Annotated in this window: 10 protein-coding genes; 8 read left to right on the forward strand and 2 right to left on the reverse strand. The window is 59.9% G+C overall.

Annotated elements, in window-relative coordinates:
* Positions 1 to 7 precede the first annotated feature (7 nt).
* Positions 8 to 1567 (reverse strand): S1C family serine protease, encoded by a 1560-nt coding sequence (locus FEF26_RS01880; protein WP_138251836.1) that lies wholly within the window; start codon positions 1565 to 1567, stop codon positions 8 to 10.
* 120 nt (positions 1568 to 1687) lie between these two features.
* On the opposite strand from FEF26_RS01880, the gene FEF26_RS01885 reads away from it, so the two are divergent.
* From FEF26_RS01885 to FEF26_RS01920, 8 genes are all read left to right on the forward strand, one after another.
* Positions 1688 to 3175, forward strand: a complete 1488-nt coding sequence (locus FEF26_RS01885) for a coiled-coil domain-containing protein (protein WP_138251837.1) — start codon at positions 1688 to 1690, stop codon at positions 3173 to 3175.
* A gap of 121 nt (positions 3176 to 3296) precedes the next feature.
* Positions 3297 to 4103 carry a PspA/IM30 family protein gene (locus FEF26_RS01890; protein ID WP_138251838.1) on the forward strand — a complete coding sequence of 269 codons (807 nt, stop codon included), beginning with the start codon at positions 3297 to 3299 and terminating at the stop codon, positions 4101 to 4103.
* Between the two features lie 67 nt (positions 4104 to 4170).
* Positions 4171 to 5082 (forward strand): pyridoxal 5'-phosphate synthase lyase subunit PdxS, encoded by a 912-nt coding sequence (pdxS, locus tag FEF26_RS01895; RefSeq protein WP_138251839.1) that lies wholly within the window; start codon positions 4171 to 4173, stop codon positions 5080 to 5082.
* Between the two features lie 115 nt (positions 5083 to 5197).
* Positions 5198 to 5785, forward strand: coding sequence for a pyridoxal 5'-phosphate synthase glutaminase subunit PdxT (pdxT, locus tag FEF26_RS01900; protein ID WP_138251840.1), 588 nt, complete (start codon positions 5198 to 5200; stop codon positions 5783 to 5785).
* A 10-nt stretch (positions 5786 to 5795) separates the two neighbouring features.
* Complete coding sequence (locus tag FEF26_RS01905) at positions 5796 to 6473, forward strand: DsbA family protein (RefSeq protein ID WP_138251841.1); 678 nt, start codon at positions 5796 to 5798, stop codon at positions 6471 to 6473.
* Positions 6474 to 6757: 284 nt separating this feature from the next.
* Complete coding sequence (locus FEF26_RS01910; protein ID WP_138251842.1) at positions 6758 to 7291, forward strand: hypothetical protein; 534 nt, start codon at positions 6758 to 6760, stop codon at positions 7289 to 7291.
* 68 nt (positions 7292 to 7359) lie between these two features.
* Positions 7360 to 8355, forward strand: a complete 996-nt coding sequence (locus tag FEF26_RS01915) for a variant leucine-rich repeat-containing protein (RefSeq protein WP_138251843.1) — start codon at positions 7360 to 7362, stop codon at positions 8353 to 8355.
* A gap of 113 nt (positions 8356 to 8468) precedes the next feature.
* Complete coding sequence (locus FEF26_RS01920) at positions 8469 to 9467, forward strand: dipeptidase (protein ID WP_138251844.1); 999 nt, start codon at positions 8469 to 8471, stop codon at positions 9465 to 9467.
* Positions 9468 to 9604: 137 nt separating this feature from the next.
* Here the strand turns inward: FEF26_RS01920 and FEF26_RS01925 are convergent, their stop codons facing one another.
* Positions 9605 to 10945 carry a threonine/serine exporter family protein gene (locus FEF26_RS01925; protein ID WP_166432874.1) on the reverse strand — a complete coding sequence of 447 codons (1341 nt, stop codon included), beginning with the start codon at positions 10943 to 10945 and terminating at the stop codon, positions 9605 to 9607.
* Positions 10946 to 12284: the final 1339 nt, after the last annotated feature.

Below are 12284 nucleotides of genomic sequence, written 5' to 3' on the forward strand. Positions count from 1 at the left end.
AACGGGATCACATGGAGGTCAGGGTGACCTCTACCTCGGTTGTTTCCCCGTCGCGCATGACGGAAAGGGTGATCGTGTCATTTTCGCGGTACTCACGGATGATCGCGGTGAGGTTGTTGGCGTCCTCGATCCGGCGGCCTTCGACCTCTTGGATGATGTCACCCTCCTGGATTCCGGCGTCCTCCGCAGGAGATCCTGGCGCCACACCTGTGACCAGGCCGCCGACACTGAACCCGGCTACGGGAATCGGCTGACCATCTTCATCTTCGAACACTTCAATATTGCGTTCGTTGACTTCAGGGTCAGATGACGCCTGGTATACATTCACCCCGAGTAGACCATGGGAGGCTTCGCCTTGCTCGATGAGGTCCTCCGCTACCCGCGATGCGTAGTCGATCGGGATGGCGAATCCTACGCCGATGGAACCAGCACCCTCTGAACCGAACATGCCACCGCCGGAGGTGGCGATCGCCACATTGACTCCGATGACGCGGCCCTGGCTGTCCACCAGCGCCCCTCCGGAGTTGCCCTGGTTGATCGCCGCATCGGTCTGGATCACATTCAGTGCGATCGGCTGTGCTGTGGGGTTGGTGCCTGGGAAGAAGAATCCGTATCCGTCTTCCTCCTCTGGGTCCCCGGGCTCTCCAGGCTGGCCTGGCTCTTCAGGGAGCTCATCGGCGTCCTCGTCAAAGAAACCGTCGGGGGCCTCACCGTCTTCAGTGTCGACCGCCGCTGAGGCTACCTGGATGGTGCGGTCCAGGGTGGAGACGATCCCGGTGGTGACTGTTCCGTCGAGGTTCAGCGGAGCGCCGATGGCGATGGTCTGATCCCCCACATTGAGGTCTGAGGAGCTGCCCAGTTCAGCCGGCACCAGGTCCTCAGTGTCAGCCAGCTGAATCACCGCGAGATCGGAGAGCGGATCCGTGCCCACCACTTCGGCGCTGGTGACCCGGCCATCAGAGAGCCGCACCTGGATCTCAGGGGCGCTCTCGGCGCCTCCGAGGGTGACCACGTGGGTGTTGGTCAGGACATGACCCTGATCATCGAGGATGATGCCGGAGCCGGATCCCGCGCCGTCTCCACCGGCAACAGCGAGAGTCACCACAGACGGTGCGGCCGCGTCAGCTGCTGCGGAAATGGCGGTGGCATTCTCAGGGGCGTTGATCTCGATTCCCCCGGAGGTGCCAGTGCCCACAGAGTCTTGGCCTGCGTCGTCGAGCACGTACTGGCCACCGAGGACCGCGCCACCACCCAACAGCCCGGCGAGGATGACGCCCGCAGCGAAACCACCCACACCGATGCCCCGCCTAGGCTCTTTGAGAGGTCGGTCCTGGGATTCCTGAGGCTGGGTCCACGGGTTGGGACCGGAGCCGAAGTCGTTCGAGTACGGCGACTGAGCACCTTCTGCAGGCTGAGTCTGATCTGAGGTAGCCGAAGCCGAGAACGACTGGGGTCCCGTCTCCCCGGGCCTGGTGATCGGCGCCCCCGGTGCGGGGATGTGGGCGCTTGGCCCAGGCGACGATGGACGCTGCGGGTCGTGAGACTCACCGCTGGTGTTCTGTGACATGGGTGTGTGCTGCTCCTGCTTAGGACGGTGACGGACAAGCAACCAGATGACTTTGCCACGGCTACCTGGACAATCCCTTAGCCGATGTTCGCCAACGCCTTCTCCTATAGACTCCTGACCATGGTGCCAGAAACCCTGTTCACGCTTCCTGTGGCGACCGGCGCTGTGATCGTTGGACCTCTGATCATCGGCGCGGCCATTTTGGCGCTCATCGGTGTGGGGGCAGTCTACCTCTCTGGGGGTAAGAAGCGGACGCGCCGGTTCATCCAGGATCCCTCCTCCGGTCCACAGCAGCAGCTTGAACGTGATCCCCTGGACCAGAAGTCCACTGAGGAGCTCAGGCTTCAGGCCGGTGAGCTGCTTGTGGCCGCCGATAATGCGGTCCAGTCCAGCGACCAAGAGCTGCTCTTTGCCTCCGCCTCCTACGGGGACGAGCAGGTCGCCCCTTTTCAGCAGGATCTGGACCAGGCCAGGCGGCACCTGAGTGAGTCATTCCGCTTACAGCAACAAGTCGACTCCTCTGACGGTGCCCAAGACTCCACCTCTCGCGACCTGTACAAAAAGATCATCAAGAATTGCGAACAAGTCAACGAGACCCTGCAGTCCCACAAGGACCAGTTCGATCAGCTGCGCGACTTGGAACGCGACCCCGGTCCCGCGCTGAAGGAACTGGTGGACCAGCAGCACAAGCTTCAGGGGCGCCGGGAACGCGCGGAGTCAGCACTGGCAGGGCTGGCAGAACGGTATAACGACGACGCCCTCCGCCAGTACCGTGACAATCTTCAACAGTCAGCTGCCAGCCTCCAAGCGGTCGAGGAGTCCCGGGCACAGGCCTCGGCCGCCATTGACCAGGCCAACACCGCCGAGGCTGTCGTGGCGCTGCACTCCGGTGAGCAGGCCGCAGCCGACGCCCAACGGCTCATGGAATCCATGGAAGAGGCCGAGGAGCGGCTCAAGAGCGCTGCGAAGAACATCGATGTGGGCGTTGCCCAGACGGAGCAGGACTTGGCTCAGGCTAAGGCCACCTATCAGGCGGGCCAGGCACCGGAACTGGCAGGACCTATCGCCGCTGCTGAGACTGCGGTGAGCCAGGCAAAACGCGCTCTAGACTCAGGTGAGCGGATCGACCCGTTGGAACTGTTACAACGCCTGGAGCTGGCGCACCGTGAGTTGGATGCGCCACTGAACTCGGTGCGTGATCGGCAGGCCCAGGACCGCCGCGCGCGGGAGATGCTGCAGCACGAGCTGCTGACAGCCCGGCACCAAGTCCAGTCCTCCCTCGATTTTCTGCGCTCCCGGCGCTATGGAGTGTCCTCCACCGCGAGGACACGAATGGCAGAGGCTGAACGCTGCGTCACGGAAGCACAGACCATTGGCGACTCTCAGCCATCACGTGCGGTTGAGCTTGCCCAGCAGGCCAAAACTTTGGCGGTCCAGGCCGCCCAGATCGCTGAGCGTGAAGCCGCCACGGCACAGATGCAGTCCATGGGTGGCGGGTACGGCACCGGCGGGGGCTTCGGCGGGTTCGGCTATCCCGGTGGGCACCGGCCTATGGGGTACGGCGGCGGGTTCGGTTATGGGCGGCGTCGTCGTCGGGGGTTCTTCTGATGCCTGCTCGCCAACTGAGAAATATCCACCCAAGGGCTGATGTCATCCCAGTACGTGACGTTAGTATCGTGAAGGTGATCGATCGACATGGGTCGACGCCCCTCAAGGAAAGGTGATCACTGTGACCAAGCAGTCCATTTTAGGCCGGATGTCCCAGCTGGTCCGTGCCAACGTCAACTCGATGCTGGACCGTGCCGAGGATCCGGAAAAGATGCTGGATCAGATGGTGCGTGACTTCACCGACAACATTCGTGAAGCTGAGGAGGCCGTGGCGCAGACCATCGGCAATCTCCGTATGATGGAGGACGACTACAAGGAAGACATCGATACTGCGCGTTCCTGGGGTCAGAAGGCTCTGGCGGCTTCCCGCAAGGCCGATGATTTCCGCAATGACAACAACGATGAGAATGCCGCCAAGTTCGACAACCTCGCCAAAGTCGCGATCCAGCGCCAGTTGGATGCTGAGAGCTCCGCGAAGAACGCTGAGCCTACTATCCAGTCCCAGCGGGAGATTGTGGAACGCCTGCGGACTGGCCTGGAGCAGATGAAGACCAAGCGGCAGCAGCTGGTCTCCAAGCGCGATGAGCTGGTGGCACGGTCCAAGGCCGCTCACGCCCAGTCGCAGGTGCATGACGCGGTCAAGTCCATTGACGTCATGGACCCCACCTCCGAAGTTGGCCGCTTCGAGGAGAAGATCCGCCGGGAAGAGTCCCGCGTTCGTGGCCAGAACGAGCTCGCAGCTTCCAGCCTGGATGCTCAGTTTGAGTCCCTTGAGGACCTGGGTGAACAGGCTGAAATTGAGGCGCGCCTGGCTGCTCTGAAGTCAGGGTCCTCGAGCCCGGCTGAGCTCAGCGCCGGCAGCGAATCTGGCACTGGTGTGACGGAAGAAGACTTCGCCGCGCTTGAAACAGACAAGCACAAAGCCTGACCTCGAATAATCTGAGACAATGGGGAGCTGAACTATCAGCTCCCCATTGCTCTGTCCAAGGAGACGAATGACCAGCACGTCCGACAACAACGCAACTACCGCCACCGGCGCCACCACGGTCAACACCGGACTGGCTCAGATGCTCAAAGGCGGAGTGATCATGGATGTGGTCACCGCTGAGCAGGCAACCATCGCCGAGGAAGCCGGCGCCGTCGCCGTGATGGCCCTGGAACGTGTGCCTGCCGACATCCGCGCCACTGGCGGAGTATCTCGGATGTCCGACCCGGATCTGATCAACGGGATCATTGATGCGGTGTCCATCCCGGTCATGGCTAAGGCTCGCATCGGTCACTTCGTGGAGGCTCAGATCCTGGAGCACCTCAAGGTTGACTACATTGACGAGTCAGAGGTCCTCTCCCCCGCGGACTACGTCCACCACATCGACAAGTCCAAGTTCAAGGTCCCGTTCGTCTGTGGAGCTACCAATCTGGGTGAGGCGCTGCGCCGGATCACGGAGGGCGCATCGATGATTCGTTCTAAGGGCGAAGCCGGCACTGGCGACGTATCCGAAGCCATGAAGCACATCCGCACCATCAATTCGGAAATCGCACAGCTGCGCTCCATGGCCGATGATGAACTCTATGTGGCCGCCAAGGAACTCCAGGCCCCCTACGACCTCGTCAAGAAGGTTGCCCAGGACGGCCGCCTGCCAGTGGTGATGTTCGTCGCTGGCGGTGTAGCCACTCCAGCGGACGCGGCCATGATGATGCAGATGGGTGCCGACGGCGTATTCGTCGGCTCCGGCATCTTCAAAGCTGGCAACCCTGCAGCTCGCGCGGCGGCTATCGTGAAGGCCACTACGTACTATGACGATCCGGCTGTCATCACAGAGGTGTCCAAGGGTCTGGGCGAAGCCATGGTGGGCCTCAACGTGTCCGACCTTCCAGCCCCTCACCGGTTGGCTGAGCGCGGCTGGTAGAGCTTGCGCTCCACCGTCCGTTCCGCCCACTTTTCAGGACTGTGTTGGGTTGTCCGCATCCCTCAGGAAGCTGACAACCCAACAACGACCTGATATCTAAGTAGCAGGAGGCTCTTTGACTCCGCAGATTGGCGTGCTTGCTTTGCAGGGCGCTGTGGCTGAACACGAACGCGCTTTGCGCGCCACCGGCGCTGAAGTCCGCAAGGTCCGTCGGCCCTCCGAGCTCGAAGGCCTGGACGGTCTGGTCGTCCCAGGTGGTGAGTCCACCGCGATGGCCCGACTTGCCGCCCCGGTGCACCTGATGCCTGCCATCCGCCAGCGCCTCGATGACGGCATGGCGGTCCTCGGCACATGCGCTGGTCTTATCCTCGCAGCGGACACAGTCTCTGACGCGGAGGCGTTGAAGGGCTTTGAACGAATCCGCGGCCTCGGTGTCGTGGTGCGCCGCAATGCCTACGGCAGCCAGTTGAATTCTTTCGAGGATCACCTTGACGTTGACGGTCTGGATTCGCCCCTCCCGGCGGTGTTCATCCGCGCTCCGATCATCGAAGACATCACCTCCGCAGACGTGGAGGTCCTCGCGGAATCCCACGGCAATCCGGTCGCTGTTCGGCAGGGGAAAATTCTCGCCGCTAGCTTCCACCCCGAGCTGACACCTGACTTCCGACTCCATCAACTTTTCACCGATTTGAGTTCCGAATAGGGATCATTCAATGGCATCAACACACAAGCGCCCCGTGAGTCTCGCCGCAAGCATGCTGGCCGTGTTCTCCCTGGCCTCCTGTGGCCTCTTCGGGGATGAAGAAAACTCCGATCAGGATCCAGAGACTTCCGCAACGGAACCCGCTCTCGCCGGCGACGGGGGCGGGTTCACCCTGACCTCACCGACGGACATCTCCCCTGACGGCCAGTCAGACGTCCCACATGTGCTCATCTACAGTGATCCCGCCTGCCCGGCATGCGCCCAGATGGAGGCCGCCTTCCATAGCGACTTGGAGCGGTGGCTGACAGAAGGCGCGATCACCTTGGAGTACCGGAGCGTGGCATTCGTCAGCGACTACTCCAACGACGCCGCAAACGCCTTCGCCTGCATGGCGGAAGAATCCCCCGAGAATTACTTCGCCTACCTAGGAGAGGTCACCGCCGAACGCGTCACCGTAGACGAGTTGAGTGAAGATGAGCTCACTGAACGGGCTGGGCGTCAGGGCGCTGACATCGGCGAGTGCATCAGCAACGGCACGTTCGATGCGTTCGTGGAGGACACCACGCAGACCGCCCTGGACGAAGGCGGAATCGAAGGCACCCCTACGGTCATCGTTGACGGAGAAGAAGTCCCGGGTGACGAATTCATGAATATCGACCAACACATCTCTGCGGCGATCAACGAATAGACGTTAAAGGGACCATCTCAATTGCACCATAAGCGAGTGCATGGGGCCCATAAGGAACCTGACCCTGCGACTACTTTTTGACCTTTTTCACTACCCTCAATTTCCCATAGCAATTTCTTTCCTTAGCACTCATCCACATGATGCACCAATCGAAATCTGGAGATTTACTGTTAATCTTTTCTTTACCTCTTGCCATTTGCTGAGCAGCTGACACAATGACGACTACAGGCACATAACAGATATCGACAATGTGATCAAACGTCGCACCCAGGGAGATGTTGACCATGGTTGAGCAACGGCAGCGTGAGAACACCACCTCAAAGTCCCCATATACGCCGAAACCAAAGGCGATGCAGGCGAGCTATACGTTGCAGCTGCTCGCCGCGGCTGCGGTCATCGGAGCCGCTGTTCTCCATCTCATCACTGTCGAAAGAGACGCCTCCGAGGTCGGTCCTCTGACCTACGGGATCGCTACCCTAAGCGCAGCGGCCCTCATGGGCGTAGTGTTCTTGCTTTCAGCCCTGCATGGGACCGGCGGCAGTCGGCGTGGGCGCATGGGCTCGACGGGTGTGTTGGCGCTCTCGACAGGGCTTCTGCTGTTCGCGCCAATGATGGTCGTAGCTGTGCTGCCATCAATCGTGGCCCTGATATTGCTGTGGGTTCCAGAAAGCAGCGCATTCGTCCGCGCTCATGCGACGTCAGATTCGGCCGAAGATGGCGACTCCGCGGTGGAGTCGTTGCTAAATTCGCCTCCCTCGGGCCCCAGAGTCCCTTGGGCGAATGCGATGCCGGGCAATCCACACCAGCCAGGGGTCTAAAAGACCCGCTCATAGCGTGGGGCTGAAGCGCAACCCGCAATGATCGCCAGGTTTGGCATGATGTTCTCATGACTCAGGATCCTGCGGCTCAAGCGGCTGACCCGAACACCTCCCACGCGCAGCTCTACGAACTGGTGCGCGCTAGGCCAGACCTACGCCCTGTCGTGGCGGAAAATCCCAACACTTACCCGGCGCTTCTTGAGTGGCTCGGCGGCCTGGGGGATCCCCAGGTGGATGCCGCGCTGGCACGTCGCGGGTCGGACTTCGAGCAGCATACTGCGGTCCTCCCTATGGAGAACCGACCCGAGTTCGACCAGCAAGTGTTTGGTTCGGATGCCGGGTACGCCCTAGCCCAGCAGCCCGCATATGCCTATGACGACCCCCACACCCCGTACGTGCCCGGAGCTGTGTACGACCCTGAGGAGGACGCTACTCCCCGCAGGAAGAGGGGCGGGGCGGGTGTCTTGGTTTTCCTCTTGGCACTGCTCACCATTGGCGCCCTGGCCGCCACCTACTTCCTTTTGATGGGAAGTCCTTTCGGGGACGACGACGCTACCGGGGCTGGAGAGCCACCTGCTGAGTCGATAGAGGAGGAAGACACTCAGGGGCAGCAGGAGGCACCGTCACCGGAGGAAGATCCGGAGGAGTCACCGGCTCCTGAGGACAATGGGGAGGAAGAGGAAACTCAAGAAGATGAGGGACTCGATCTTGAGCGCCCCGCACCGGATGACGCGCTGAGCATTACCGAGTTTTCCTCCCCCACCGGCAACATCAACTGCCAGCTCAGTGAGGGTGATGTCCTCTGCACCGTGGCAGACTTCGAGTTCGACGCGCCTGAAGAGTGCGATAACGGCGTGACATTCCGGGTTTCGGGTGAGGGGTCTGCCACGATCGACTGCAGCAGCTCAGTGGCCTCCCAAGGACAGCAGCTGCAGTATGGCGAGGTGACGGGCAACGCGGACTTTGCCTGTGAGGGGAATGAGTTCTTCTTTGAGTGCTGGTCGCAACGCACCGGGGAGGGCTTCGAAGTCGCTCGGGAGTACTACGAATTCACTGGCGGCTGAGTCGATGCTGAAGGGCTGGCCCACTACGGATAGCCTTGGGGTGGGTCGACTACATCTGAAGCCCTCAGTACTTCCGTTACGACACTGATCCTGTCAGAGTCTAAGGAGTTACCTTGCCATCTTCTGTTGAGGAAGTTTTTGCTGAATCGCCGGTCTTTGACGGGCACAATGACCTCCCGTGGGCCTTGCGCACCAAGTACTCGTACAACCTTGAGTCCGCACAGCTCTGCGAGGTGAATCCTGCCCTGCATACGGATCTTCCCTCGCTGCGAGCAGGAGGAGTTGGTGCGCAGTTCTGGTCTGTCTATGTGCCGTCGAACATGGCGCCCCACGCCGCGGTAAGTGCCACTTTGGAGCAGATCGACTGTGTCTATCAACTGATCGACTCATTCAGCGATCAGTTGAGCTTGGCCACCACTTCCGCAGAAACTGAAGAAGCCATGAGATCCGGGAAGATTGCTTCGCTGCTGGGCATGGAAGGTGGGCATTCCATCGACGAGTCCCTTGGGACTCTTCGCATGATGCGCCGCCTCGGGGTGAGCTACATGACTCTTACGCACAATCACAACACCTCGTGGGCTGCCTCAGCTACGGGTGAGCCGGTGGACTACGGGCTCACGGAATTCGGGCGTGGGGTCGTCGCAGAGATGAACCGGATCGGGATGCTCGTTGACCTCTCGCATGTCCATGAACGCACGATGCAGGACGTGCTGGACGTGACTGATGCACCGGTGATTTTTTCGCATTCTTCCTGTCGGGGAGTTTACGATCATCCACGCAATGTGCCGGATAGTATCCTCACCCAACTGGCCGATAACGGAGGCGTGCAGATGATTACATTCGTGCCGAGGTTCATCCGCGAGGACGCAGACGCTGTGGGCATCAATGACGTCGTAGCTCATATTGACCATGCTCGTGAGGTCGCTGGAATCAACCACATTGGGATCGGCGGGGACTTCGACGGCGTCCCGCAGGGCCCTCGCGGTTTGAAGCGTGTATCGGACTATCCTGCACTGCTGAAGGCTCTAGCCGATCGTGGATGGTCAAAGGCCGAGCTCAGCAAACTCACCAGCGGCAACACTCTCCGAGTTCTTCACGACGCGGGGGTCTGAGAGAATCCTCTCGTCTACGCCTCCGCACGTGCTGGACAGTCTAATTGGACGGGGGAACCCGCAGCGCCCCCGGCCTGATCAATACTCCAAGCACTAAACCCCACCCAGAGGAGTCGCCGCAGCTCTTTTGCCTTTCTCTATCGCTGGCGCCCCTTGGTGCGTTCATTGGATTGCAGACGTTTGGTCAGCGGACGCATGAGAACATCTCCCAGAACAATCCCGGCTGCAATAGCCATGATGATGATCAATGCATCAAAGATTTCGTACAGACCCGCGGTCCGATACGTGGACGATTCACTGATTGCAATTTGGTACATCCCCCTGAAGACGATCAGCCCAGGAAGCATAAACATCATGGCAGGTACGGCCACAACAAGCTGCGGTGCCCGAAGCCGCAGCGCTACTACTCTCGCTAACGCCCCAACAACAGCGGCACCGACGATTGGAGTGAACCACTCACCGAATCCCATAAGTTCGCCGACGTAGACACCGCAAAAGCCAAGCACGGCAACCAGACCCGTCGGCAGGAGAAGTCTGTACGGAGCCTGTTGCACGATCGCCGCCGTGACCGCCGTCAGAAAAACAAGAGCCGCGAGAAGCGCCGGGTGATATATTCGCGAAATATCCGCGGTCACATCAATTTCCGGAGCTCCCGCCTGCCCGGTGAGGACTACACCTACCATTATTCCAGCCGTCAGTCCGGCAAACGCAACCAAGGACGAGACCAAACGGCCTGCGGCGGTAATAGGAAACCCATTGATGGCATCCTGGATGGCAGAGACGATCCGCACGCTAGGAAGCAGGATCATCAGCCCACCTGCGACCACCATGGAAGTAGTGATTTCGACCCCGAATATGAGTGCACAAAAGGCCACAGCCGTCGCCAGGAATCCACCTGCCGCGAGAGTGAAGATCTCAGGCACACGCCAAATCGTCAGCTGACGAGTAACCCCGAGAACGAGAAGCGTGGCGAGAAACCCTAAAGAGGCATCCAACAGCGGGGCCCCTGTGTAACTCGCGAAGAGACCAGCGAAGAGGGCTCCGGAAGCCGCCACAACCCAGCGAGGGTATGGTTTCGGGTCCCTGGTGATGTCCAGTAAAGTCTCTGCAGCCTCAGCGCGGGTAATTCTTCCGAAGGCGATGTCTGTCACCAGGGTGTGGACCTCGGAGAGTGCACGAAAGTTTGCCGACCACGAGCGCACCACCCTTACTCTCGAGTATGGAATCTTGCCCTGAGGTGACCAATTGAGGATGATCGACTGGTTGGTAATGTCCGCGTCAGTATCTTTCATGCCAAACGCCGATGTAACAGCGAGAATCGAAGTCTCCACTTCAAGGGCCCCTGCACCATAGCGGAAGAGCGCTTCACCGATGTCGAGAACAAGGTTGATAGTGACCCATTCATCTGCCTCACCCGGTTCCTGGGCCTGATGCGGATCCTCAAATGGCGTTCCGGAGAGCCAATCCAGAGTGGACATTTGTTCTGTTACTGGAGATATTGGGCGCACTAGTTTCTCGACCAAGTATCGGGCCAGAAATATCGACCGCCGAGACGACTTCCGTGGTGCTTCGTTGGGAGTCGAATGGAAGGAATAGGAGCCTTGCAACGGCGCAGACGACCTGGCGTCATCGCCAGGTCGTTGGGAGTCAATCGACGCCTCTCCCCCGAGGCGCACATCTGGTGGAAAAAATGTGGAAGTCGGGAACACCGGTGCTGAACTCAAGTCCTCAAAACGATAAGCAGCAGGCGCGTGAGGTGTCTCCGCGCCCGTCTCAGGCTGGGGCCAGTCAACCTGTGTCTCCTCTGCAGCTGAGTGGTTCCAGGAGTCGATGACGTGCTGCGCTAAGTGCCGCGCGAAACCTCCAGTGTCTTCCAACGCCTCGGCAGGGCGGACCACAGGCCGAAGCATTGACTCGTCTTCGACCGGGTCGATGAGCGGATCTATAATGGCGCCATCCGCATGATAAAGAGCTTCATGATCGTCAGCCTGAGGAGAACCGGGGCTCATCGGAGAAAGGCCCCTCTCGGCATCAGGGGGATCTTGGGGCGGCATTGGGGCCTCCGTGACGTGGAGAAGACATGGGAAGAAGTTTCTTACAGGAGCACGGGCCAACTAGGCCAGGATGTGAGATGAGTAGCTACCAGAGAAGAAGGCTAATGAAACGAATACTCATACCGTACGTGAAGGACGACGTCGATTGATCTAATCCTTTCATGGACCTAACCCTGAACGGAAAATCTGTGCCCTGCGTTCATCCATTACAGCCATAGTGCTGAGTTGATCTTCATCACTGCAGTGGCACGGCAGGACCGGGGTGACCAAACCCTCCAGCCGCATATCTATGACCAGGTCTCACTCGATGGGATCTACATCGGCTCCTGGCGCTGCCTGGAGCACCTCCAGCGCAATGTGCGCACCTACGCCACCACCCGACCCAGAACACTGCCCGGTAAGGAACTGCGCCAACTGTCACTGGCGCTGACACGGATCACCACCACAGGACAACACACTCCGGACCGGTGCCGGGGTGGGTGTTTCCGGGACAGAAGTCCGGGTTCACCCACGACCGGCTCAGGAAGGCTTACATGCTGTTGGAAAGATGCGCGAAGCACTAGTCTTCACCTATCTAGACGATGGCTTCCACGCCCAGATCTCCTTCACTACCGTCAGAACCCACTAGAACAGGGTCAACACGCCCGAACCAGCAACACGTTTTTGACCTATAACCCCCTATAACCCCAAGGTTTAGGGGTTATAGGCAAGAATGTGTGTACACGTTGGCCCCGGATCCTTGATCTGACGCCGATGTAGGGTC

This window comes from Nesterenkonia salmonea (assembly GCF_005771525.1).
GTDB lineage: Bacteria > Actinomycetota > Actinomycetes > Actinomycetales > Micrococcaceae > Nesterenkonia > Nesterenkonia salmonea.

Excerpts from the sequence above, each read along its gene's own strand:
- FEF26_RS01880 (WP_138251836.1), bottom strand. The coding sequence starts at position 1,567 with ATGTCACAGAACACCAGCGGTGAGTCTCACGACCCGCAGCGTCCATCG.
- FEF26_RS01885 (WP_138251837.1), top strand. The coding sequence starts at position 1,688 with ATGGTGCCAGAAACCCTGTTCACGCTTCCTGTGGCGACCGGCGCTGTG.
- pdxS (WP_138251839.1), top strand. The coding sequence starts at position 4,171 with ATGACCAGCACGTCCGACAACAACGCAACTACCGCCACCGGCGCCACC.
- FEF26_RS01905 (WP_138251841.1), top strand. The coding sequence starts at position 5,796 with ATGGCATCAACACACAAGCGCCCCGTGAGTCTCGCCGCAAGCATGCTG.
- FEF26_RS01910 (WP_138251842.1), top strand. The coding sequence starts at position 6,758 with ATGGTTGAGCAACGGCAGCGTGAGAACACCACCTCAAAGTCCCCATAT.
- FEF26_RS01915 (WP_138251843.1), top strand. The coding sequence starts at position 7,360 with ATGACTCAGGATCCTGCGGCTCAAGCGGCTGACCCGAACACCTCCCAC.
- FEF26_RS01925 (WP_166432874.1), bottom strand. The coding sequence starts at position 10,945 with ATGTCCACTCTGGATTGGCTCTCCGGAACGCCATTTGAGGATCCGCAT.